This window comes from Stenotrophomonas rhizophila, assembly GCF_003751305.1.
In the GTDB taxonomy this organism is placed as follows: Bacteria; Pseudomonadota; Gammaproteobacteria; order Xanthomonadales; family Xanthomonadaceae; genus Stenotrophomonas; species Stenotrophomonas rhizophila_B.
Genome location: NZ_RJKV01000002.1, coordinates 619,365 through 642,059, shown reverse-complemented (window position 1 = coordinate 642,059; position 22,695 = coordinate 619,365). Strand labels below are relative to the sequence as shown.

General features: G+C 65.5%; 18 protein-coding genes and 1 pseudogene. 10 read left to right on the top strand and 9 right to left on the bottom strand.

Translation table 11 applies throughout. From position 1 onward, the window contains the following. Window positions 1-2: 2 nt before the first annotated feature. Together EDF74_RS11405 and EDF74_RS11400 are read right to left on the bottom strand one after the other, a co-directional pair. The gene (locus EDF74_RS11405) at window positions 3-1,385 is read right to left on the bottom strand and encodes a sensor histidine kinase (RefSeq protein WP_123730232.1); all 1,383 of its coding nucleotides are present in this window, start codon (window positions 1,383-1,385) and stop codon (window positions 3-5) included. Beyond that, window positions 1,375-2,073, bottom strand: coding sequence for a response regulator transcription factor (locus EDF74_RS11400; protein WP_123730231.1), 699 nt, complete (start codon window positions 2,071-2,073; stop codon window positions 1,375-1,377). The genes EDF74_RS11405 and EDF74_RS11400 overlap by 11 nt, the downstream gene beginning before the upstream one ends. Before the next feature lie 155 nt (window positions 2,074-2,228). Here EDF74_RS11400 and EDF74_RS11395 point away from each other — a divergent pair, with 155 nt between their 5' ends. Genes EDF74_RS11395 through phbB form a run of 3 tightly spaced genes read left to right on the top strand, consistent with a single transcriptional unit; the run spans window position 2,229 to window position 5,545 of the window. Then, window positions 2,229-3,410, top strand: coding sequence for an OprO/OprP family phosphate-selective porin (locus EDF74_RS11395; protein WP_123730230.1), 1,182 nt, complete (start codon window positions 2,229-2,231; stop codon window positions 3,408-3,410). A gap of 40 nt (window positions 3,411-3,450) precedes the next feature. Beyond that, window positions 3,451-4,779: a CitMHS family transporter gene (locus EDF74_RS11390; RefSeq protein WP_070473693.1), complete on the top strand. Its 1,329-nt coding sequence runs from the start codon at window positions 3,451-3,453 to the stop codon at window positions 4,777-4,779. Between the two features lie 25 nt (window positions 4,780-4,804). After that, the gene (gene phbB / locus EDF74_RS11385; RefSeq protein WP_123730229.1) at window positions 4,805-5,545 is read left to right on the top strand and encodes an acetoacetyl-CoA reductase; all 741 of its coding nucleotides are present in this window, start codon (window positions 4,805-4,807) and stop codon (window positions 5,543-5,545) included. Window positions 5,546-6,284: 739 nt separating this feature from the next. Here the strand turns inward: phbB and EDF74_RS11375 are convergent. From EDF74_RS11375 to rsgA, 3 genes are all read right to left on the bottom strand, one after another. After that, a complete protein-coding gene (locus EDF74_RS11375) occupies window positions 6,285-8,576 on the bottom strand; it encodes a TonB-dependent receptor (RefSeq protein WP_123730227.1) in 2,292 nt (763 codons plus the stop codon). Between the two features lie 176 nt (window positions 8,577-8,752). Then, complete coding sequence (locus EDF74_RS11370) at window positions 8,753-9,994, bottom strand: flavohemoglobin expression-modulating QEGLA motif protein (protein WP_123730226.1); 1,242 nt, start codon at window positions 9,992-9,994, stop codon at window positions 8,753-8,755. Window positions 9,995-10,025: 31 nt separating this feature from the next. Then, complete coding sequence (gene rsgA, locus EDF74_RS11365; RefSeq protein WP_428999154.1) at window positions 10,026-11,123, bottom strand: ribosome small subunit-dependent GTPase A; 1,098 nt, start codon at window positions 11,121-11,123, stop codon at window positions 10,026-10,028. A gap of 183 nt (window positions 11,124-11,306) precedes the next feature. Between rsgA and EDF74_RS11360 the strand changes: the two genes are divergently transcribed. The 5 genes from EDF74_RS11360 (at window position 11,307) to EDF74_RS11340 (ending at window position 14,701) form a co-directional block, all read left to right on the top strand. Further along, window positions 11,307-12,581, top strand: coding sequence for a pyridoxal phosphate-dependent aminotransferase (locus tag EDF74_RS11360; RefSeq protein WP_123730224.1), 1,275 nt, complete (start codon window positions 11,307-11,309; stop codon window positions 12,579-12,581). Next, a complete protein-coding gene (locus tag EDF74_RS11355; protein ID WP_123730223.1) occupies window positions 12,581-13,201 on the top strand; it encodes an SGNH/GDSL hydrolase family protein in 621 nt (206 codons plus the stop codon). Before EDF74_RS11360 ends, EDF74_RS11355 begins: the two co-directional genes overlap by 1 nt. A gap of 17 nt (window positions 13,202-13,218) precedes the next feature. Then, a complete protein-coding gene (locus tag EDF74_RS11350) occupies window positions 13,219-13,902 on the top strand; it encodes a class I SAM-dependent methyltransferase (protein WP_184997290.1) in 684 nt (227 codons plus the stop codon). A 67-nt stretch (window positions 13,903-13,969) separates the two neighbouring features. Beyond that, window positions 13,970-14,335, top strand: coding sequence for a hypothetical protein (locus tag EDF74_RS11345; protein ID WP_123730221.1), 366 nt, complete (start codon window positions 13,970-13,972; stop codon window positions 14,333-14,335). Between the two features lie 63 nt (window positions 14,336-14,398). Beyond that, on the top strand, window positions 14,399-14,701 hold the full coding sequence (locus EDF74_RS11340; protein ID WP_260232248.1) for a hypothetical protein: 303 nt from the start codon (window positions 14,399-14,401) through the stop codon (window positions 14,699-14,701). Window positions 14,702-14,733: 32 nt separating this feature from the next. Here EDF74_RS11340 and EDF74_RS11335 read toward each other — a convergent pair whose 3' ends face one another. After that, window positions 14,734-15,510 carry a polysaccharide deacetylase family protein gene (locus tag EDF74_RS11335; RefSeq protein ID WP_123730219.1) on the bottom strand — a complete coding sequence of 259 codons (777 nt, stop codon included), beginning with the start codon at window positions 15,508-15,510 and terminating at the stop codon, window positions 14,734-14,736. Between the two features lie 58 nt (window positions 15,511-15,568). Here EDF74_RS11335 and grxD point away from each other — a divergent pair, with 58 nt between their 5' ends. Further along, window positions 15,569-16,495: a Grx4 family monothiol glutaredoxin gene (gene grxD, locus EDF74_RS11330; RefSeq protein ID WP_121039705.1), complete on the top strand. Its 927-nt coding sequence runs from the start codon at window positions 15,569-15,571 to the stop codon at window positions 16,493-16,495. Between the two features lie 282 nt (window positions 16,496-16,777). Continuing rightward, window positions 16,778-17,743, top strand: a complete 966-nt coding sequence (locus EDF74_RS18125) for a hypothetical protein (protein WP_148045947.1) — start codon at window positions 16,778-16,780, stop codon at window positions 17,741-17,743. 393 nt (window positions 17,744-18,136) lie between these two features. On the opposite strand, the gene EDF74_RS11325 is transcribed toward EDF74_RS18125, so the two are convergent. From EDF74_RS11325 to EDF74_RS11315, 3 genes and pseudogenes are all read right to left on the bottom strand, one after another. Further along, window positions 18,137-18,676, bottom strand: a complete 540-nt coding sequence (locus EDF74_RS11325) for a DUF924 family protein (protein ID WP_123730218.1) — start codon at window positions 18,674-18,676, stop codon at window positions 18,137-18,139. A gap of 50 nt (window positions 18,677-18,726) precedes the next feature. Further along, window positions 18,727-18,954, bottom strand: a pseudogene (locus EDF74_RS11320) (AMP nucleosidase); the annotation flags it as partial. An 81-nt stretch (window positions 18,955-19,035) separates the two neighbouring features. Further along, window positions 19,036-22,632 (bottom strand): autotransporter domain-containing protein, encoded by a 3,597-nt coding sequence (locus EDF74_RS11315; protein WP_123730217.1) that lies wholly within the window; start codon window positions 22,630-22,632, stop codon window positions 19,036-19,038. Window positions 22,633-22,695 lie beyond the last annotated feature (63 nt).

Here is a 22,695-nt window from a genome sequence, read left to right as displayed (position 1 = left end):
TTTCATGCGTATCTCCTCGGCAGCCGGATGGTGGCGATGAGGCCACCGTCGACCCGGTTGGACAGGTCGATATGGCCGCCATGGCTGTCGACCACGCGTTTGACGATCGCCAGGCCGAGCCCGGCGCCGCCGGCAGCTGCGCCCTCGCCGCGCGCGAAGCGCTCGAAGACCCGCTCCGCATCGGCGGGCGCGATCCCAGGGCCATGGTCGGCGATGGTCAGCACGCAGTGGCTGTCATCCGTGGTCAACGCGAGCTGCAACGCGCCGTCGCCACCGTATTTGAGTGCATTGTCGATCAGGTTCTTGATCGCTTCGCGCAGCAGCAGGGCATCCCCGTTGACCCACGCCGGATCGCTGGTCACCGCCAGCTGCACGCGGGGTGCCGGCAATGCCTGTGGCAACGCCTCGTGCAGGCCCTGGTGCACGATCTCGGCCAGATCGACCAGCGCAAAGCGCTGCAGGTTGGCGCGGTGAATCACACTGGCATCGCTGAGCAACTGATTGAGCAGACGGCTCATGTGCGTGGCATTGCGCTCGATGGCCTCCAGGCTGCGGCGCATGTCTTCGGGGTCTTCATCATCCAGCGCCAGTTGCGCCTGTGCACGCAGTGCGGCCAGCGGCGTGCGCATCTGATGCGCCGCCTCGGCCATGAACGCACGCAGAGTTTCATTGCTGGTCGAGAGCCGGCCCATGAAGTGGTTCAAGGCGCCGACCATCTGGTCCATCTCCTGCGGTGTGGTCGCATCCAGCGGCCGCAGATCGGACGGCTCGCGCCGCGAGAGCTCACGTTCGACCCGCACCAGCGGGCGCAGCGCCCGGTGCACGCCGAGCGCGACCAGCGCCAGCGACAACAGCGAGAGCACCACGATCGCCACCAGCGCGCGGGTCACCATGTCCTGCGCCAGCGCTTCGCGCGCCCGCCGGGTCTGCCCGACCTGCACACGCACCTCGGCCTGCGCGGACGGTGATGACACCCGCCGCGACACCACCACGAAGCGCACGGTTTCGCCGCTGTAGGGCGCGTCGAACAGCTGCGGGCGATCGGTCGGCGTGCGCGGTGGCGCCGGCAGATCGTCGTAGCCGGTCACGGTCTGGTTGCGCGCATCGAAAACGCGATAGAACACGCGGTCTTCCGGCGCCATGGCCAGCAGATCTAGCGAGGCATAGGGCAGATCCACCTGCCACTGCGCGTCCACCAGCGCCACCGAATCGATGATCGAGAGCGCCGAGGACACCAGCAGGTGATCGTAGGAGCGATTGGCCGCACGCTGGCCGTAGTCACGCGCGCCAAAGAACAATGCGACCGCGAACAGTGCCATCAACCCCCCCAGATACAGCCACAGCGTGCGCCGGATCGAGGTCGGCGCGCGGGCCTCAGTCACCATCGCGACTGCCCTCGCCCGCCGCATCGTGCGCCTCCAGCAGATAGCCGCTGCCGCGCACGGTCACGATGCGCAGCGGTGCATCAGCCAACTTGCGGCGCAGGCGCCCGACATACAGCTCGATCGCGTTGGGACCGGCCTCATCATCGAAGCCGAACAGGCCGTTGCCGATCTCGTCCTTGCCCACCACGTGTCCGAGCCGACCCATCAGGATCTCCAGCAGACGGTACTCGCGGTTGGGCAGCTCGATCGGCTGGCCATCCAGGCTGACCCGGTGCGCGGCGTTGTCGAACTGGAACCCACCGATCTGCACCACCTCGCTGGCCTGGCCACGCGTCCGCCGCAAGAGCACACGGCAGCGCGCCTCGAACTCGCGGAAATCGAACGGCTTGCCCAGGTAATCATCGGCACCGACATCCAGCGCCTGCACACGGTCTTCGATCCCGTCACGCGCGGTCAGCATCAGCACCGGCGTGCTGTCACCGCGCTCGCGCATGCCGGCCAGCACGCGCAGCCCATCCAGTTTGGGCAGGCCGATATCGAGCACGACCAGATCGAACGACTGGTAGCGCAGCACGCTCGCTGCGGCCAGCCCGTCGCTCTGCCAATCCACGGCATGCCCACTGCGGCGCATGCGGCGGACGATTGCGTCGGCCAGGTCCGGGTTGTCTTCCACCAGCAGGATGCGCATCGGTCGGGATCGGGAAAGGTGCACGAATGCTAGCGCGTGCAGCCGCATCCGTGCGCTCCGCTGCGGTGCAGCAATGACTGACAGGTGGATGACAGCATCCCGGCACTAGGCTGCGCCATCGCGTCACCCCCGAACATCCGGTACCTGGAGGGTCCATGGAACTGAACGCATTGCGCTGGTGCCTGCCTGCGGCCTGCACGCTGTTGCTGGCCGCGCCGGCCTGGGCCGCCGACGACACCGAGGATGACCGCCCGGTCACCGCCAGCCTGGGCGGCCGCCTGCATCTCGATTTCGCCGACTTCCACAATGACAGCCGCGGCACCCCGAACAAGGACGACACCGAGATCCGTCGCGCATGGCTTGACGTATCCGGCAAGTTCTTCGTGGTCGACTACAAGCTGGAAGCGGATTTCTCCGGCGACCGTGTCGAGGCCAAGGATGTGTTCGTCAGCCGCAGCTTCGGCGATGCCGGCAAGCTTACCGTGGGCCAGTTCAAGCAGTTCTTCTCGCTGGATGACCGCACCAGTTCCAACTACGGCACCTTCCTGGAGCGCGGCAATGCCGGCACCACGCTGGCGCCGCTGTATCGCCTCGGCGCCTCCTGGCAGGCCGCACGCGGCGACACGACCTGGGCCGCCAGCGCCTACAGCCTGGAGAGCATCGACGCGTGGCAGGTCAAGGGCCGCGCCGCCGGTGGCCGCGCGACCTGGGCCCCGGGCGCCACCGCCGGTGATGTGCTGCACCTGGGCGTGTCGCTGGCGCATGAGCGATACGACAACCCAGGTACCGACGGCGTGCCTGCCCTGCGCATCCGCCCGCGCCCGGCCGGCCATCTCTCCGACAACAGCCGGATGACCCTGGTCGATTTCTCGGCCGGGCGCGACACCGACGTCAACAAGTGGTCGCTGGAGTACGCGCAGGTGCGCGGCCCGCTGTCGTGGCAGGGCGAGTTCAGCGGCGCCACCTTCGACGACGGCAGCCAGCGCGGCAAAGTGCTGGCCGGCTATGGCCTGGTCAGCTGGTTCGTCACCGGCGAGTCGCGCGTGTATGACCGCAAGACCGGGCGCTTCGGCCGGGTCAAGGATTTCCAGCACGCCGCCGGCGCGTTCGAACTGGCACTGCGCTATGACCAGATGCGCGGCGACCAGCACCTGATCGGGCAGCCCGACCTGCGCGACGGCCAGACCGAGGCGTGGACGCTGGGTGGCAACTGGTACATGCGCCCGAACCTGCGCTTCATGCTCAACCTGATCGAAAGCCGCAACCGCGACCGCCTGGCCGACGCCACCGTGGACCGCACACGCGCGGTAACCGGCCGCCTGCAGTACGACTTCTGATGCCTACTTCCCGCACCGTTTCTTCTGGAGAATGCAGATGATGCTGAGCATCCTCGGCTTTGGCATGGTCATTACATTCATGTATTTGATCATGAGCAAGCGGCTCTCGCCGCTGGTCGCCCTCATCACCATTCCGATCCTGTTCGCGCTGATCGGCGGCTTCGCGGCCGGCATCGACGACATGATGCTGGAAGGCATCAAGAAGATCGCGCCGACCGGCGTGATGTTGATGTTTGCCATCCTGTACTTCGGGGTGATGATCGATGCGGGCCTGTTCGATCCGCTGGTGCGGATCATCCTGCGCTTCGTCAAGGGCGACCCGATGAAGATCGTGCTTGGCACCGCCATCCTGGCGATGCTGATCTCGCTCGACGGCGATGGCTCGACCACCTACATGATCACCGTGTCGGCGATGTTGCCGTTGTATCAGCGCCTGGGCATGAACGCGTTGAACATGACCTGCGTGACCATCCTCGCCGGCGGCGTGATGAACCTCACCCCGTGGGGCGGCCCGACCGCCCGCGCCGCCACCGCGCTGCACGTGGACCCGGCCGACGTGTTCGTGCCGCTGATCCCCTCGATGGTGATCGCCTGCGCCGGCGTACTGGTGCTGGCCTGGTACCTGGGCATGAAGGAGCGCCGTCGCCTTGGCGTGGTGACCCTGCCGCAGGGCGGCAGCTGGATGGACAACAGCGTCTCCGATGATGGCAACACCCTGCCGACCGTGGAAGACGCCGAAGACACCAAGCGCCCGAAGCTGCTGTGGGTCAACCTGGGCCTGACCATCGCCCTGATGACCGCGCTGATCCTGGGTGTGCTGCCGATGCCGGTGCTGTTCATGGTCGGCTTCGCGATCGCCCTGGTGATCAACTACCCCAACCTGGCCGAGCAGCGCCGCCGCGTGGTCAACCATGCCGGCAACGTGCTCTCCGTGGTCTCGCTGATCTTCGCGGCCGGCATCTTCACCGGCATCCTCAACAACACCGGCATGGTCGAGGCGATGTCGCACAGCTTCCTGGCGATCATTCCCGACAGCTGGGGCCCCTACCTGGCGGTGATCACCGCGCTGGCCTCGATGCCGTTCACCTTCTTCATGTCCAACGACGCCTTCTACTTCGGCGTGCTGCCGATCCTGTCCGAAGCGGCCGGCAACTACGGCATCACCCCGGTGGAGATGGCGCGCGCCTCGCTGGCCGGCCAGCCGGTGCATCTGCTCAGCCCGCTGGTGCCCTCGACCTACCTGCTGGTCGGCCTGGCCAAGGTGGAGTTCGCCGATCACCAGAAGTTCACCCTGAAGTGGGCCATCGCCATTTCGATGCTGCTGATGTTCGGTGGGCTGCTGTTCGGCCTGTATCCGCTTGCGTCCTGATCCGCCTACCAAGGAGCGTTCCGCCATGACTCTTCGCATCGCTTACGTCACCAGTGCCATGGGCAGTGTCGGCACTGCCATCTGCCAGAAGCTGGCCCGCAACGGTCACACCGTGGTCGCCGGCTGCGCCCCCAATTCACCGCGCAAGGCTGCCTGGATGCGCGAGCAGCGCGAACTGGGCTTCGATTTCATCGCCTCGGAAGGCAATGCCGCGGACTGGGCGTCGACGGTGGCCGCGTTCGCCAAGGTGAAGGCCGAGGTCGGCGAGATCGATGTGCTGGTCAACAATGCCGGCGGCAGCCGCGATGTGCTGTTCCGGCAGATGAGTCCGGACGATTGGAACGCGGTGATGGGTTCGAACCTGCATGCGCTGTTCAACATCACCAAGCAGGTGATCGATGGCATGAGTACGCGGGGCTGGGGCCGGATCGTGAACATCGGCTCGGTGAGTGCGCACAAGGGCCAGATCGGCCAGGTGAATTTCGCGACGGCGAAGGCGGCGATGCATGGTTTCAGCCGGGCGCTGGCCAATGAGGTGGCGACGCGGGGTGTGACGGTGAATACGATTTCGCCGGGCTATATCGCGAGTCAGTCGATCAGCAGTTTTCCGCCGGATGTGTTGGATCGTCTGGCAGGTTCGGTGCCGATCCGGCGGTTGGGCAAGCCGGAGGAGGTGGCGAGTCTGTGTGCGTGGTTGGCATCCGATGATGCGGCGTATGTGACGGGTGCGGATTATGCGGTGAATGGTGGTCTGCACATGTTCTGATGATTTTGCGCATCCCACGTGATGCGTGGCCTCCCCCACGAGGTGTGCCGCGATGCTGGTTGGCATCGCGGCTTTTTTTTGCTTCTTCTTCCGAGCTTTCGGGAACGTTGGGCTACTTGCAATGGCAATGGCAATGGCAATGGCAATGGCAACAGAAACTGTAACTGCAACTGCAACGGCGGGGCAAAAGCCGGACTGCAGGCCCGTGTCGCGCTGGGCAGGCACGGGTGGGTTGGCGGGACCCGCTGCAAGTACGTCCATGTAAGCTCGTGTGTTGCCATCCTTGGCAACACACGGTCCCGCCAACCCACCCGTGCCTACCCTTTGACACTGAGCTGGTGCGCAACGAAAAAACCAGCGCCTGCTGCTCCGTTGCATTGGCTTGGCCTGTTGGCTTGCTTGGCCTGCTTGGTTCGATTGATCTGCGTGACTTTCTCAGATCGAGTCGCCGCGCCTGTCCGTCTGCAGCTTTGCTTTGCTTCACCATGGCCACCAGCCAACTGTCGGAGGCGTGGGGTGTGTGGGTTGGCGGGACCGTTGTGCCGCATGGATGCGGCTCACGAGCCCCCATGGATGGGTTTACGGCGCGTCCCGCGAACCCACACACCCCATGCCTGGCCCAGCCACAGGACGGACAATGCGCTCTTGGCGTTAAGCTTTTGGGGTGGATTCCTTGCCAGTGCACAAAGCAAAGCCACCGACCAACGGTCGGTGGCTACCCTTCCCAAGCAAGCGGAGATCAGAACTCCGCAGCCACCGTCATGAACACCTGGCGCGGCGCACTGGCATGGATCGCATAGCGCGTGCCGGTCGGATCCGTCGGCGCGAACGAACTCAGCTGGCCGGCATACCGCTTGTCGGTCAGGTTGGTCGCATTGAGCGACACCTTGATATCGCGCAGACCCATGCCCGGCCCGAACGAATACCCCATCCCCGCATCGAACGTCGTCACGCCCGGCACCGACTGATCGTTGGTGTAGGTGTAATAACGCTTGCCCGTGTACTTCGCACGCAGACTCGCGAAGAAGCCATCGCGGTTCCAGCTGATCTCACTGGAGGCCATGCGCTCCGGCGTGTCCACCGTGATCTTGCCGGCCACCGGCACGATCGCGCCGCCCGAGGTGTAGTTGTCCTCGTAGGTGGTCTTGTTCCACGAGAGCGCGTTGTACCACTGCAGGCCATCCATCGGCTTGAGGATGAAGGTCAGTTCCGCGCCGCGGCTCTTCACCGAGCCCACGTTGATGAAGCGCGTGATGCACTCCGGGCGCGTGCCCACTTCGATGCTGGTGCAGGGATTGAGCGAGAGCAGGCGGTTGTCGAAGGTCACGTGATAGGCGGCGATCGAGGCCTGGTACTTTTCACCGAAGGTACGGAAGCCGGCTTCCAGCGTCTTGGACTTCTCCGGTTCCAGCCCGGCGCTGGCCGCGAAGGATTCCGGGGAGACCTGCAGCGGGCCGCCGCTGCCACCGCCGACGAAGGCGGCGATGTTCTCCGAGTACGAGGCGAACACTTCCTGATTCGGGCTCAGCTTGAAGCCGATGCCGGCCTGCGGCAGTACCGATTCCTTGGCGGTCAGGGTGCCGGAGGCGTAGCTGGCTTCGGTGCCCGGCTTCGCGTTGGCGGTCATGCGGGTGTTCGGGCTCTTGATGCCCACATCCACGGTCAGGCGGTCGTCCAGGAAGCGCATGCGGTCCTGCACGTAGAACTGGCGCGTGCGGATGTCGAAGTCCTGATCGAACAGGCGTCGGTCCGGGTAGTTGAGGTAGCCGTCATCCAGGAACGGGCCGGTGATGTAGTAGAAATTGCGCTCGACGTTGTGGTCGTTGCGTTCGTACCACAGCCCCGCTTCCAATTCGTGGATGCCCCACTGCCAGCTCAACGCGGCGGTGATGCCCTGGCGGTTGATGGTGTAGTTCGTGCTGCGGATGGAGATCGGCAGCATCTCCGGGGTGCCGGGGTTGGACGGCTGGCCCGGTGCCCACCAGTGGCCCTGGCCACGGTTCTCGTGGTGGTAGCCAAGCAGCTTCAGGCGGGCGCTGTCGCCCAGCGCAAGGTCGGCATCCAGCGAGTACAGGTTGTCGTCGCGCAGCGCGCGGCTCTGGTAGTACGCGTCATCGATGCTGTTGACGCCACCGGTGAACGCACACTTCTGTGCGTTGTAGGTGCCGGGTGCGCAGTAGGCGGCGGCAACGGCACGATCCCAGTCCGGTGCGTAGATGTTCCAGTCCCAGCCGAGGCCACGCGCGAGCATGCTCTTGGACAGGTAAGCGTAGTTGGCCTGGCTCACGCGCGAGGTGGCAGCGAAGGCGCCGAAGCGGTTGTCGCCCACGTTCCAGATCGCCTTGGCATTGAACTGGCGGGTGGTCTGGTTCTGGTTCGGTTCGGCCCACATGTCCGAATCCTGATGCACGCCGGAGACATAGGCCGAGAAGCCGTTGATGTCGCCGGTGTCCACGCGCAGGTAGCCGCGGCGCTGGTTGTCATCGCCGACGGTGACGCTGGCCTTGCCGCCGAACTCGGTGGACGGGTCCTGCGAGAAGTACTGGATGGTGCCGCCGAGGTTGCTGGTCGAGGCAACACCCAGCGAGCCAATGCCCTGGGACAGTTCTGCGCCGGCGAGATTCTCGGCGATCAGCGCACGGGCGATGCTCAGGCCGTTGTAGTTGCCGTAGCTGTTGTCGCCCAGCGGAATGCCATCCAGCGTGTAGCCCAGGCGGCTCTTGTCGAAGCCGCGCAGGCTGATCGTCTGCGATTCTTCGTTGGCGCCGAAGGCATCGTTGGACTGCACGGATACACCCGGCAGGCGATCAAGGATCTTCTGGCCGCTGGTGCCCGGCGGCAGCACTTCCTTGTCCACGGCCGTGATGCGCTGCACCTGGCGGGTCTCACCCTGGCCGATCACCGAAACGGTATCCAGGGTCTGCGCGCTGAGCGCGACGTTGGCAGCGGCGGTGGCGTCTACATCGGCAGCGTTGGCAGTGGCGGCGCACAGCGCGAGCGCCACCGCGATCGTCAGGGGTCGGGTAAGCATGGTCGTCCGTTACATGGGGGAAGATGACCTGCGCAATGCAGGTGCATGACCAGCATGCGAGCGGAACATGAAAGGATGTTTACGATTCAGCGCATCACAGATGAATTGCGATGCAGTGCTCATTGACGCATGGGAGCGCGCGGAGGGAGCGCGAGGCAGCCGGCCAGCGGCCGGCACTACTCGGGGGCGAGCTGATCCATGCGGATGCGGTTGGCGAACAGCGAGAACGCGAGCATGCCGGCCAATCCGTTCGCGCGGCTGACCCAATGCGGCAGCCAACGCGGTGGTCGCAGGATGCCTTCTTCAAACAAGGGGGCGAAGGCGATCGCGTCGGTCAGCGACATCTTGCCGGCGAACAACCAGCGGCAGACCTGCAGGCGGTCTTCGGCGAGCATGTGGCGGAAGAAGGTGTGCACCGAGACCAGCCCGCGCAGATACACCGTGTCCTTGGTGAAGGCCGCGCCACCGCTCGGGGGCACACCGCGGAACACGCGCTGGGCGGAGGCGAAGCTCTCTTCGTTGTTCTGGCCGGCCGCGCAGAAGTAGCGGAACACCTGGATGAAATCGGCCCCTTCGCGCGCCATGGCGATGGCTTCGGTGCGCAGGCTGATGCGCTTGAGGCGCTCGATGTCGATGCTGCCGGTGATCTGCTCGGCAAAGGTCGCCAGCCCTTCCTGGGTGGCGGTGACACGCGGCGAGGACAGCGCCAGGCTGGGCAGGTGCGGCTGCTCGCGGCCGTTGAGCGCGGTCAGCGAATGCACCAGCGCCTCGTGGTGAAACAGCTGCGCACGGTCGTAGGCGCTGAAACGCGCACTGGTGCGCAGACGGATCCGGTTCGGGCCGGCGGCGGCCTTGGAGATCAGGTCGGGATCGAGCTGGACGCTGATGATCCGCGATTCGAAGAACGCATCCAGATCACTCTGCAGCTGCAGTTGCAGCGCAGTGGCCGAGACCGGCACCTGTTCTTCCGGCGCGAGCAGCTCATGGTCCAGCTCCTGCGCGATCTGGATGAAGTGGCGGGCGGCATCGCGGGTGCTGGGGCCATTGCCGGGCAGCGGCTGCTCGGGCGCGCCGAACAGTTCCACCGAGTAACGGTCCACCTCGGCGGTGCCCAGCGACTCGAGCAGGCCGGCGGCCTGATCCCAGCTGTGCGCCGAGCGCTGCACGTACAGGCCGATGGGATGGTCGGGATCGCATTGCGCGCTGATCGCAGCCAGCCGGTGGCGGGTATCGGCGAAATCAAGTCTGGGATAGTCGACCTGCGGCAGCACTGGCTGACCGCGGGCGACGCTGGCCAGGAACGGTGCCTGCAGCGCGGCCGGCCAGCTGGTCAGCCCCAGCAGTTTGATCCCGCCTACCGCCTCGACCAGTTGGGCATCGAGCGCGGTGTGGTGGGCGACGTCACGATCCACGGTCATTGGCGTGTCCATGGACGGACAGTAGCAAAAGCTATCGCCGGCCGCCCTTTCCGCCCGGGCGCCACTGCGCGCCCTTGCCGACGTGCTTGCGCTCGATGGCCTGCTGCGCTTGGCGCACGGCGAGCTTGGCCGCGGCGGCAGCCACTTCTTCTTTCAGCTTGAAGTAGTTGAGCAGGCGCTCTTCATCCAGCGTGCCGTCATCGATGGCCGCGCGGATCGCACAGCCCGGCTCACGCTGGTGGGCGCAGTCGCGGAAACGGCATTGCGCCGACAGCGCCTCTACATCGGAGAAACCGCCTTCGCTCAGTGCCTCTTCACCGGTCGGCTTGAGCTCGCGCATACCCGGCGTATCGATCAGGCAGGCCCCGGCCGGCAAAGGAATAAGCGCGCGGTGGGTGGTGGTGTGGCGGCCGCGCGAGTCGTTGACGCGCACATCGGCGGTCTTCATGCGCTCGTGCCCGAGCAGCGTATTGGTCAGAGTCGACTTGCCCGCACCGGAGGAGCCGACCAGTACCACGGTCCGGCCAGCGGCGAGCCACGGCAACAGGGCCGAGGCGCTGGCCGGGTCCTTGCCATTGATCGCCAGCAGCGGAATGTTCTGCGCCGCCAGTTCTTCCAGCACGTCCAGGGCATCCTGGCTGTATTCAGTCTGGTCGGCCTTGGTCAGCACCACCACCGGCTGTGCACCGCCCCCGCCGACCAGCAGCAGGTAGCGCTCGATCCGGCGCGGATTGAAGTCCGCATCCAGCCCGCAGACGATGAACACTGTATCGATGTTGGCCGCGATCACCTGCTGGTGGTAATGCTCGCCGGCCGCGCCGCGCTTGATCGCGGTGCGCCGGGGCAGCAGGGCAACGATCTTGATGCCCTCCAGCAGCACCCAGTCGCCGACCGCCGCGCGCTCGTGGCTGGGGAAGCGTGGGCGCTGCCATTCCGGCGGGGATTCGGTCTTGATTGCCGCTTCCGGCGCATCGGAGACGATGTACCCGGTGCGATGCTGCTCGATCACCCGGCCCGGGCGCGCCTGCGGGAACTGCTCGAACAGGGCCTGCCAGTCCGGCAGCTCCGGGCCGCCCGGCCAGGGCCAGCCAATGGTCTGCAGGGCAAGGTAATCAGTGGGTTCGCTCATCGTGCCCATTCTAATGGGTGTGGCGACCAGGCGTCGGCGCGGGGGACCGCGCAGGCGTGGACGGACGGAAATCCTTTCATCTGCAACTGCCTTGCAGGGCCGGGCGTTGGGCCGGAAACGCTTGCCCTGCAACGCAACAATTCCGCTACCATGCGGTTTCCATGCCTGAATGACGGCCCGTTCATGTCCACGTCCCCGCTGAAGCCGCTCGCCACCCGCGAGCGCCTGTCCGAAGTCCGCTACGAGATCCGGGGCGAACTGGCGCGACGAGCGCGGGAGCTGGAGGCCCAGGGCCGCAAGCTGATCAAGCTCAACATCGGCAACCCGGGCAACTTCGGGTTCCGCGCGCCGGAGCACCTGCAGCGTGCGATCGCCGATGACATGGGCCGCACTGATCCGTACACCCACCAGCAGGGCCTGCCGGAGGCGCGCGAAGCCATCGCCGCCGCCTACGCCCGTCGCGGCGCACCCGATGCGCACCCGGACCGGGTGTTCATCGGCAATGGCGTCAGCGAGCTGATCGACCTGTCGCTGCGCGCCCTGCTCAATCCGGGCGACGAAGTGCTGGTGCCCTCGCCGGATTACCCGCTGTGGTCGGCCGCGACCATCCTCAACGATGGCCGCCCGGTGTATTACCGCTGCGCACCGGAGAACGGCTTCCAGCCAGACCCGGTCGAGATCGAGGCGCTGGTGTCCTCGCGCACCCGCGCGATCGTGCTGATCAACCCGAACAACCCCAGCGGCGCCAGCTACTCGCGCGAGCTGCTGGAGCGCATCGTCGCCATCGCGGCCAAGCACAACCTGCTGCTGATGGTCGATGAGATCTACGACCAGATCCTCTACGACGACGCGCAGTTCCATGCGGTCGCGCCACTGGCCGGCGAGCATCCGTGCATCACCTTCAGCGGCTTGAGCAAGGTGCATCGCGCCTGCGGCTGGCGCGTGGGCTGGGCGATGCTGTCCGGCGCGGGCGAGCGGCTGGGTGAGTTCCGTGCGGCGATGGACCTGCTCAGCGCGCTGCGCCTGTGCGCCAACGTGCCGGGCCAGTACGCCATCGATGCGGCGGTCAACGGGCCGGACACCATCTCGCCGCTGTGCGCACCCGGTGGCCGTCTGTATGAAACCCGCCGCGCGGTGATCGAGGCCTGCAACGCCAGCGAGCATCTGTCGCTGGTGGCCCCGGCCGGCGCGCTGTACGCATTCCCGGCGGTGGTCGGTGCGGCGGCACGCAGCTTCGACGACCATGATTTCGCGCTGGAACTGATGAACGAAGAAGGCGTGCTGGTGGTCCCGGGCTCGAGCTTCAACGTGCCTTACCGCCACCACTTCCGCGTGACCCTGCTGCCCGAGCCGGAGGTGATGCGCGATGTGTTCGCGCGCATCGACCGCGCCCTGGCACGCCGTGCCGAGGCCAACACCAAGGTGGTGCCGCTCAAGCCGCGCAGCGCGGTGGCCTGATGGGCCTGCCGTACCTGGCGCTGGGCGATTCCTACACGATCGGCGAAGGCGTCGAGCCGGCCGGGCGCTGGCCGATGCAGTTGGCCGCGGCGCTGCGCGACATCGGCGTTGCGGTGGACGACCCGACGATCATCGCCACCACCGGCTGGACCACCGGCGAGCTTGAGGCCGGCATCGACGCCGACGCACCTCAGGGGCCGTTCGAGTGTGTCAGCCTGCTGATCGGGGTCAACGATCAATACCGTGGGCGCAGCGTGGACGAGTACCGCCCGCGCTTCACCGCCCTGCTGCAGCGGGCGCTTGCCTTCGCGGGCGACCGTGCACCGCGCGTGCTGGTTCTTTCGATCCCGGACTGGGGCGTGACTCCCTATGCCGTGGCATCCGGCCGCGACCGTGTGCGGATCGGGCAGGAACTGGATGCCTACAACGCTGCTGCTGCGGCGATCTGCGCCGAACATGGCGTGGCCTTCGTCGACATCACGGACCTGAGCCGCCAACTGGGCGGCGAGAGCGTCATGCTGGCCGAGGATGGTCTGCATCCGTCCGCCACGATGTACACGCTGTGGCATCAGCGCGCGTTTGAAGTGACGCGCGTGCTGTGGGCGGAGCCGACCCGCTGAGCGAGGCCACGCTGCCGCTGGCCAGGGAGCAGGCCCGCCGGATCGCATCGGCGTTCCTGCCGACGCAGCGCTTCGGCAATCGCCGCGATTATTACTACAGCCGCGGCAAGCTCGGCAGTGATCCGCTGTATCCCGGCGTGCTCGCCGCGTTGAACGATGCGCCCGCGGCGCCGTTGCTGGATATCGGCTGCGGCCTGGGGCTGCTGGCCCACGTGCTGCGCCAGCAGGGCAGCACACTTGCGTATCACGGTGTGGACATCGACGCTGGCAAGGTCGCCCGCGCCGAGCAGGCCAGCTCGCGTGCCGCGCTGCCACAGGCCACCTTCACCTGCGTGGATGCCAGTGCCGCCCTGCCCGCCCACCACGGCAACGTCACGTTGCTCGACGTGCTGCAGTACCTGCCCGCGCCCGGGCAGACGCAACTGCTGCTCGACGCCGCCGCGCGCGTGGCCCCCGGGGCGCGGCTGGTGATCCGCACCACGTTGGCTGACCATAGTGGCCGCGACCGCACCACGCGGATCACCGACATGCTCGCGCATCTGGTGGGCTGGATGGGCACGCGCCCACGCCATTATCCCGACGCCGAGAGCGTGCGCGCCCCGTTGGAAACCGCCGGGCTGCACCTGCGGATGACACCCCTGTATGGCAATACGCCGTTCAACAACTGGTTGATCGTCGGCGATCGTCCGCTCGCTGCGTAATCGCCGTGGCTCGCGCCGCCGACCGCACGCGCGCATACTCGCCCCCCTTTCCGGCACGGAGCCGCCCATGCAAAGACAGACTCGACATTCCGCGCTGGGCATCGCCGCGCTGGTCGTCAGTGCCTGCGGCCTGCTGTTGCTGCTCCTCAGCATGCATTACGCGCATGCGCCCGAACACGCGGCCATGCGCGAACTGCCGTGGTCGCTGGCGGCGCTGCTCGGCAGCAGTATCGGACTGGCCATTCTGGCGGCGCTGCTCGGTCTGGGCAGCGTTCTGCAGCCGCGCCGCCGCAGGCTGTTCGGGATCATCGCGCTGCTGGCGACACTGGGGCTGGTGATCGCCCAGCTGTCGCTGGGCGGCTGGATCCGCGACCAATGGCGGACATCGCATCCGCCGAGCGATGCTGCAGGCGCACTGCCTGCGGCACACTGAGTCACTCTTTCACCGCATCGACAAGGAACCCGGATGCACACCCCGCATTCTCCCCATTCCGGCATGGGTATTGCCTCGTTCATCACTGCCGTGGGCGGCGCACTGCTGATGCTGGGGCTGATCGTCCTGGCCGGCGTCATCGAGACCACCACGCCCGGCGGCATGGAGGAGACCTCGATGTCGGCGATCCTGGTCGGCCTCGGTCTGATGTGCACCGCACTGATGCAGCTGGTGGCCTTCGGCCTGGGCGTCGCCGGTGCATTTCAGGCAGACCGCCGCCGCGTGTTCGCGATCCTCGGCCTGGTGATCTCGATCGGCAGCATGCTCGGGGTGGTGCTGCTGATGATCATCGGCTCCCTGAGCTGATCCCCGCACTCCCGCCGGCGTAGGCCTCGGCCTCAGTCCGGCAGCCCGGCGTGCAGGCCACGGGCCTGCACCGCCTGCAGGACGGCCTCGATGATCACCAGGTTGTGGCCATGTGCAGCGCCCTCATGCAGCAGCACGATGCTGCCCGGCGCCAGATCACGCGTGATCCGCTCGACCACCTGATCGGGCGTGCAATCCACCCCGTCGAAACCCCGCGCGCTCCAGCCGACCCGGGTCAGCTGCCACTGCTTCAACGCAGGGGCCACGAACGGATTGGTCATCCCGACCACCGAGCGGTACCAGCGCGGTGGCGTGCCGGCGATCGCGGTGAGGGCCTGCTGGCACTGCGTGATCTCCGCCGCCATGGCCTGCCGCCCCAGCCGCCAGAAACGCGCCTGCGGGTGGCGGTGGCTGTGGTTGCCCAGGCTGTGCCCCCGGGCCAGCATCGCGCGGACCAGGTCCGGCTGCGCCTGCGCGCGCTCGCCGACCAGGAAGAAGGTCGCCTTGGCCTCATAGCGGTCCAGCAGATCGAGCACCGCCGGGGTTTCCGCCGACGGGCCATCATCGATGGTCAGCCAGACCTGGCGGGCGTCGCCGGGCAGGCGGCTGAGCACCGGGGCATAGAAGCGGCTGTTGGGGAGGAATACCGGCACCATGAACAGGGCATGCGTGGCCACCATCACTGGCAGGCCGTAGCGCCAGCCCCAAGCCACCCAGACCCCTACCACCAGCGCCTGTGACAGCACGAGCCACGGCACCCAGCGCCAAGGGCGCCGGGGAATGCGATGCAACGTTTCCGGTACGGTCATGCCCCATGATGCCATGCCGCGTAGAATAGGCGGTTCGCATATCCGGACCCCGACCGTCATGTCCCTTGATCCCGCCCTGCGCTCGCGCATCGAATCCATTCTCAACGCCAACCGCGTCGTGCTGTTCATGAAGGGTCAGCCGAGCATGCCGCAGTGCGGTTTCTCGGCCAAGGCCGTCGGCGCCCTGCAGGACCTGGGCGTGGAGTTCGACCACGTCAACGTGCTGGCCGACGCGGACATCCGCGAAGGCATCAAAGCCTATGGCGAGTGGCCGACCATCCCGCAGCTGTACATCGACGGCGAGCTGATCGGTGGCAGCGACATCATCCTGCAGATGGCCGGCAACGGTGAGCTGAGCAGCGTGCTCGGCCTGGCCGCCCCTGACCGCACTCCGCCGCGTATCACCGTGACCCCGGCCGCCGTGGAAATGCTGCGTGGCGCGCTCGCCGACTCCCCGGGTGCCTCACTGCAGCTGGGCATCGACGCGCGCTTCCAGCCGAACTTCCAGCTGGCCCCGCACGACGACAACGCGATCGCCGCCGAATCCAACGGCCTGCGCGTGCAGTTCGATCTGGCCAGCGCGCGACGCGCCGAAGGCATCACCATCGACTGGGTCGACGACATCCGTGGCAAGGGCCTGGCGATCGACAACCCGAACGCGCCCAAGGCCGTGCAGGAACTGAGCGTGCGCGACGCCGACGACCAGCTCCGCGCCGGCAGCATCACCGTGGTCGACGTGCGCCCCGCCGACGAGCGTGCGATCGCGGCGATCAACGCCCCGTTCGAAACCTTCGACGGTGACAACCGCGCCCGCCTGGAAGCCTTGCCCAAGGACACCGCGCTGGCCTTCCTGTGCCACCACGGCGGCCGCAGCGCGCAGGCCGCCGAGCAGTTCCGCGCCCTGGGCTTTACCAAGGTGTCCAACATCACCGGCGGCATCGACGCGTGGTCGAACGAGGTGGACAACGGCGTGCCGAAGTACTGATCTTCAGCGCGTTGCGGGACAAGAAAAACGCCGGCATTGCCGGCGTTTTTTTTGACGAAATATTTCGAAACGGAATCTATTTGAGAGAAATGCCCTATCGATTTCCATAGATGAGGCGCAAAACCCCCGGCAACCAAGCTAAGGTGTGCAATCAATGACTTCTCAAATTTAATTATGTCAGCACTTAATTACCGCTCTTGGGACACCTTTGTCAATCAGCGCCTAGCTGAGGCCAAGGTTGAATGCCATGGCCACTACGAGATCGACCTCGTAGCGTTCATGATGACCGACCAGACGATCGAATTTATTGAGCAGCATTTTTCGCTTCAACTACCTCATCCAGTAAGAATCGACAACTCAGCATCACTCAGCGGAGTCATCAGACAATGGCGCAGCCCTGAGCCAAAGCTAAAAATCAGGGGGACATTCTCGCCACACCTCCCTATTCAAATTCAAATTAATGCGGTTTTAGACTATTTGACCGCACTATCAATTTGCGTCGATCACCCGCTGGCAGCGCGCATAATAAGGTTCGAAGACGACCATGAAGGCATCGTATTGGAAGCGGCGAGACGCCCGTTCGCCCGTGGAGTAGCCTTTGAACTTGACGAACGTGGCATAGCCCATGATAAAACTCAGCACGACTTCACTTGGCTGGTCGAGGCGGCCTCCAAGCCTGGAGTCATTTTGGTGGCAACTCGCCACTATTTGTGCGGGATGGGAATGCTGGCCATGGAAGATTCATTGCCCGGTCTCATCGATGCCGCATACATGCAGTTCTATCAGGGTATTGAGGCGCTTACAGAAACTCATGAATTAGAAAAAGCAAAGAAAGCGATTTCGGCGGCGGACCTACCGAACTCTCGCGACCTTCAGATAGCCTGTCATCAGGTGTTCTCAGTACGCCACAAGTACTTTGGGCATGGAAATGAAACTAGTTTCCATGAGATTGCGGATAGAGGAATGCTTGAGGCCACACGTATCGCAAGACAAGTGCTCGTAGCTCGCTGGTTGTGCAAGGCTCTACTCGACGCTCGCTCCCCCTCCCGATTATTCCTTGCACGGGAGATGCGTATATATGGGCCTCAAGGCTCCACAGAGTTCCGCGGCCAAGCCTCTGAGTTGGAGGAAGAGTTTTGGGTTGACTTCGGACAAAATTCGGCAGCAAAAGCTAACTGCAGAACGTATGGAAAGACAGGAGCTGCCTCAGAAACCTACACTTTTCTGCCAGCACCAGCTGGAGCATGAAATTCCCTACGTAATCATCGCGAACCGTCGTTCTAATGCCCCTCATTTTCGAAAGGACCAATCCCTGCATCGGTTCGGAATCCGGTGGCACAGGTGTGGAGAGCCGGCGCGGATCATCGTTCGGCCTTAGGTCATCCTCAATCCGCGCTTGCGAAATGAAAGAGCGGGCATGCGCCCTGTCAGATGGGAACTCGGCGGACAAACATGAAAGGGTCGCAGCCAACGACTGACACCCACGCCGAAGGAAAGCGATTGGAAGAACGGAGATGGAAATCCTGTTCAACCCGGTTGCTCCAAGACTGATTTATGGCGCGCCCCGCAAGCGCCTCCTCAGGCGCCCAAGGAAACCCACGCGTGCTCTCGCCACCGCTGCTTCGGCCTAATGTTCATATCTCACCCCGCAAATCCGCCCTCGGCCAGATAATCCAGCTCTTCCGGCGTCGGCATCCGACCCAGCACCGCATTACGGTGCGGGAAGCGCCCGAACCGACGGATGACGTCGCGGTGCAGTTCGGCGTACTGCAGGTATTCCTTGTCGCCCAGCACATCGAACATCGCCACCGAACGCTCCTGGTCCTGCGGATCCTCGGAGTGCTCGAACGGCAGGTAGATGAAGGCACGCAGCTTGGGAACCAGTTGCAGATCCAGGCCCTCCTCCACCGCGCGCATCGCGTAGTGACGCGCCAGTCCATCAGTGGCGTAGGAGTGCGCGGTATCGCGGAAGCAATTGCGCGGGAACTGGTCGAGCAGGATCATCAGCGCCAGCGCGCCCTCGGCGCTGCTCAGCCAATGCTCGCGGGCGCGGCGGGCGGCAGCGAAATGTTCTTCCTGGAACTGCTGGCGCAAGCGCGCATCGAACGCGTCATCGCGCGCGAACCACTTCTGCGGTCCAGCGTCGCGCCAGAATTCCACTACTTGTGCCGCCACGTCCATTCACTACCCCTGTAGGGGGCGCCCCAAGACGCCCACCCGTTCCATTGCCGTTACTCGTCAAAGCGCAGGTGGCGGACCGACTCGCCGTTGCGCCGCATAAGCTTAAGCGCCTCGATACCGATCTGGATATGGTTCTCGACGAACTGGGCGCTGACCCCGGCATCGGAGGCCTTGGTGTTCACTCCATCGAGGATCATCGGCTGGTCGGCGACCAACAGCAAGGCCCCGATCGGATCACGGGCGTCGAAACCGGCCGCGAACGGGGTCGCCCACCGCATCCATGTGGTCATGGCCGCAAGGCCAATGCAAAGAAAAAGGCGGCCAATGGCCGCCTTTTTCCGTTTACCGGTACCGCTGGATCAGAACTGCACGGACCAGCGCGCGGTGACGCTTCGGTCGCGGGCGTCATCACCGAAGGTGCCGTTGTAGCCCAGCTCCAGCTGGTTGCGCGGGCTCAACCAGGCCGACAGGCCCAGCTCGGCAACCACCGCGTTGTCGGCGATCGCCGCACCGCTGACAGCAAAGCTGCTGCCGCCGGTCCAGGCCAGATCGGCGACCTGGCTGCGGTCACCGGAGGCACGACGGTAGCCGACGCCACCGCGGACGTGCAGCCAGCTTTCCTGCTGCCAGGACGTCTTCAGGCCCTTGTCAAAGCGCACGCCGGCGGTCGCCACGTTGGTGCTCGTGTCGGCGACCTGACCGTTCAGTGCTGCGGCGCCGCCCTGTTCGGCGAAGCCGTCCACGTCCACCTCAACGCGGGCGAACTGCACGTACGGCTCCAGACCCGCCTCGCGACCGCCGAAGCGGTACGCGCCTTCGATGAAGGCCTGGCGGGTGGTGGCGTCGTACTTGGCCGACAGCGCATCCTGATAGCCGGCGAAGGTCAGCTGACGCTTGCTGTCCACGTCATGGCGGGAATAGCCCAGACCGGCACGAAGACCGAACGCACCCCACTGATTACCGACATACGCACCGAAATGGGTGTTGTCGATTTCCGAACGGGCACCACGGCCCGCCGCCTGCTTGATGTCGGTGCGACCGGTACCGACCAGCGCGCCGACCTGCCAGCCGCCACCGAACACATGGTCGGCACCGACCAGCAGACCATTGCTGTTGGAATCGGTACGCGCGGCATTGGCATCGCCATCAAGCTTGCCGCTGCCACCGATCGCCTGCACCCATGCACCGCCGGCGGCAGCATCATCGCCGGCAGCCGGCGAACGCACGCCCACGGCACGGCTCAGGGCCGCATCCCGCAGGTAACGGCTGCTTTCCACCAGCGCCATCGGCGTGGCGGCGTGGATTTCACCACTCAGCGCGTCCAGCGCCGCACCGACCTGGGCCGGGAACAGCTGGGTCAGCGGCTTCGGCAGACCCTGGTTGACGCCCAGGCCGTCGGCGCTGGTGGCCACAGCGATCTGGTTGGCAGTGACCGCCGCGCTGACCAGCGAGTTGCCACGCGTGACGCCGATGCTCATGCCATTGGCCGTGTAGGCCAGGCTGAACTGCAGGAACGGCGAGAACGCGGAGAAGTCGGTGGTGGCGAACTGACCGTTCACACCGCCAGCGGCCTGCAGGAAGTTGAACTGCTCACCGAGGTAGTAGACGCCCACTTCCGGCAGCGCCTTCAAGGTGCCGTCCAGCGTGGCGCGGCCGGTGACGCGCAGCACGTCGCTGCGGCTGCCCGGGGCCAGTTCGGCCTGGTAGACGCCGGTGGCGGTCTGCACGTAATCGCCGTTGATGGTCAGCGTGCCGATCGAGTTGCCCGGCGCGATGATGCCTTCAACGCGGGTGCTGCCCAGCGTGCCGACACCCTTCAGGGTGCCCTTGGCGCCGACGACGGTCGAACCGTCCTGCTGCACGCCGTTGAAGGACACGGTGCCAGCGGTGACGAACAGGTCCGAGCCGTCCAGCAGCGCACCGGCATTGACGCGGGTGGTGCCGGCCGAGGTCAGCGTGCTGTCGACCAGACGGCCGTTGAGCACGAAGCTGCCGCCGCTGCCGACGGTGGTGTCACCGTCGCGCTGCAGGCCATTGAACGTGACCGAACCGCCGGTCACATTGAGTGCCGAGCCATCGAGCACGCCGGTGGTGGAGATCACGCTGCTGCCGCCCAGGCTGTTGAGCGTGGTGGACACCAGGCTGCCGTTGAGCAGGAACTGGCCACCCTGCACATCGACCGAGGCGGTCAGTGCATTGGCACCGTCCAGCTCCAGCACACCCTCGCGCACGATCGCGCCGTTGAAGGTGTTGTCGCCGCTCAGACGCAGCCAGCCGATACCGGACTTGGTCAGCTTGCCCGGGCCGCCGATGTCGTTGGTCCAGTCGTCCCACGCATCGCCTTCCCACACCTTCAGGCCGCCGGCCTTCTGGTTCATGACCACGTCGGTGTCGACGCGCAGCATGCCGTAGCCTTCGATCGCGCTGGCCAGGTTCATCAGGCCCCAGCCGTAGACGTCGTCCACGCCGGCGGCACCAAGATCGGTGGCGGTGGTCAGCAGCACGTCGCGGACCTGCGCGTTGCTCAGGTACGGGAAGCGTTCGAACAGCAGGCCGAGGGCACCGGTGACGTGCGGGGCCGCCATCGAGGTGCCGCTCAGGTCCCGGTAGGAATACGTCGGGACTTGGCCGTTGATTTCCAGGACCAGATTACCGCCTTCGTCGTACAGATCGGCGTCGATCTGCGAGTCGGCGCCATAGACCGTGGACGTGATGACAGACCCCGGTGCCGCCAGGCACCAGTTGGCCGCCAGTCCGCAGCGCATCGAGCTGTTGCTCAGCTCACTGTCCTGGTTGACGTTGACCACGGCCAGCCAGTACTGCTCGATATCGGCGATGGCACGCGGCAGCGAGGCATACATGCCGGCGATGGGCGCCTGCTCCGGAGAGGGATTGGGCGCGTCGGTATTGCCTGCGGCCCATACCTGGATCAAACCGCGGCTGCGAGAGCCTTCGGCCATGGCAGCCAATGCATCGGCGAACAGCGGATGCGACTGGTACATGTCCAGCATGTCAGCGCTGTCCGGCTCGTTGGCCAGGCCCCAGCTGTGGTTCACCGCGCGCGTGCCCTGATCGTTGAGCTGAGCGTACAACTGCGGGTAGATCGAATCGGATGCACCGATCCCGGCGACGTTCTGCGAATCCAGGTAAAGGTTGCCACCGATGTTGACCACCGAGAGGTAGCTCACACTGTTGGAGAACAAGCGCGCTACGCTCAGATCGGCACCGAATGCCACACCATGGGTCCCGCTGCCGTCACGGTTGGCGGCGATGGTACCTGAGACATGGGTACCGTGAATCTGATAGCTGGCGCCTTCGTAGTAGCCGTTCCTGTTGAGCAGCGCCGCATACGCTGGATCAATGATCTGGTAGTCAACCGCCACCTGGTCGCCATCGCTGCTGAAGCATGCGTCCGGGCCATCCACAACGGTCGTATTGCCGCACAGGCTGCCGTCGGGCAGCACATCCGCCAGATGGATGCTGCGGTGGTCCTTGCCGGCGAACTCATCGTGGTCAAGGCCGGTACCGCTGTCGAACACGCCCAGGCGGATGCCCTTGCCCGTCAGCCCGCGCGCGTACGCAGCGTCGGCATTGATTGCTTCCAGGCCCCAATCGGCGTTGAACTCAGCACTGCGCCAGCTTTCCAGATCACCAAGCTCACCCATGACCGGGCCGTTGGAAACGGAACTGGGACGCGGGGTGGTGAGGGCTGCGTTCGGGCCAGCCGACGCTGCCGGAATGGCAAAGGTGGCGGCGAGCGAGGCGGTCTGCAGTTCACGGCCAAAGGCGGCGGACTGTTCGGCACGCTGCTGCTGGTAACGCTGCAGCACATCGCTGGTTGGGCTGGCCAGGGCCGGGACGGCAATGGCGGCCAGCAGGGTGCCGGTGATGGCCGAGGCCAACAGGGACGGCGAGAGGCGGCGGGAGGCCGCGCGGGACTTCGAATGCAGGATCATGTACGGAGAACTTCCTTGGTCTGTTTCGTGTTTTGGCATGGGGGCGAGGTGCGGACATGAAAC

Excerpts from the sequence above, each read along its gene's own strand:
- EDF74_RS11315 (WP_123730217.1), bottom strand. The coding sequence starts at position 22,632 with ATGATCCTGCATTCGAAGTCCCGCGCGGCCTCCCGCCGCCTCTCGCCG.
- EDF74_RS11340 (WP_260232248.1), top strand. The coding sequence starts at position 14,399 with ATGGGTATTGCCTCGTTCATCACTGCCGTGGGCGGCGCACTGCTGATG.
- EDF74_RS11405 (WP_123730232.1), bottom strand. The coding sequence starts at position 1,385 with ATGGTGACTGAGGCCCGCGCGCCGACCTCGATCCGGCGCACGCTGTGG.
- EDF74_RS11345 (WP_123730221.1), top strand. The coding sequence starts at position 13,970 with ATGCAAAGACAGACTCGACATTCCGCGCTGGGCATCGCCGCGCTGGTC.
- EDF74_RS18125 (WP_148045947.1), top strand. The coding sequence starts at position 16,778 with ATGACCGACCAGACGATCGAATTTATTGAGCAGCATTTTTCGCTTCAA.
- rsgA (WP_428999154.1), bottom strand. The coding sequence starts at position 11,123 with ATGAGCGAACCCACTGATTACCTTGCCCTGCAGACCATTGGCTGGCCC.
- EDF74_RS11390 (WP_070473693.1), top strand. The coding sequence starts at position 3,451 with ATGCTGAGCATCCTCGGCTTTGGCATGGTCATTACATTCATGTATTTG.
- EDF74_RS11355 (WP_123730223.1), top strand. The coding sequence starts at position 12,581 with ATGGGCCTGCCGTACCTGGCGCTGGGCGATTCCTACACGATCGGCGAA.
- phbB (WP_123730229.1), top strand. The coding sequence starts at position 4,805 with ATGACTCTTCGCATCGCTTACGTCACCAGTGCCATGGGCAGTGTCGGC.
- EDF74_RS11400 (WP_123730231.1), bottom strand. The coding sequence starts at position 2,073 with ATGCGCATCCTGCTGGTGGAAGACAACCCGGACCTGGCCGACGCAATC.
- EDF74_RS11370 (WP_123730226.1), bottom strand. The coding sequence starts at position 9,994 with ATGACCGTGGATCGTGACGTCGCCCACCACACCGCGCTCGATGCCCAA.
- EDF74_RS11325 (WP_123730218.1), bottom strand. The coding sequence starts at position 18,676 with ATGGACGTGGCGGCACAAGTAGTGGAATTCTGGCGCGACGCTGGACCG.
- grxD (WP_121039705.1), top strand. The coding sequence starts at position 15,569 with ATGTCCCTTGATCCCGCCCTGCGCTCGCGCATCGAATCCATTCTCAAC.
- EDF74_RS11360 (WP_123730224.1), top strand. The coding sequence starts at position 11,307 with ATGTCCACGTCCCCGCTGAAGCCGCTCGCCACCCGCGAGCGCCTGTCC.
- EDF74_RS11375 (WP_123730227.1), bottom strand. The coding sequence starts at position 8,576 with ATGCTTACCCGACCCCTGACGATCGCGGTGGCGCTCGCGCTGTGCGCC.
- EDF74_RS11335 (WP_123730219.1), bottom strand. The coding sequence starts at position 15,510 with ATGACCGTACCGGAAACGTTGCATCGCATTCCCCGGCGCCCTTGGCGC.
- EDF74_RS11395 (WP_123730230.1), top strand. The coding sequence starts at position 2,229 with ATGGAACTGAACGCATTGCGCTGGTGCCTGCCTGCGGCCTGCACGCTG.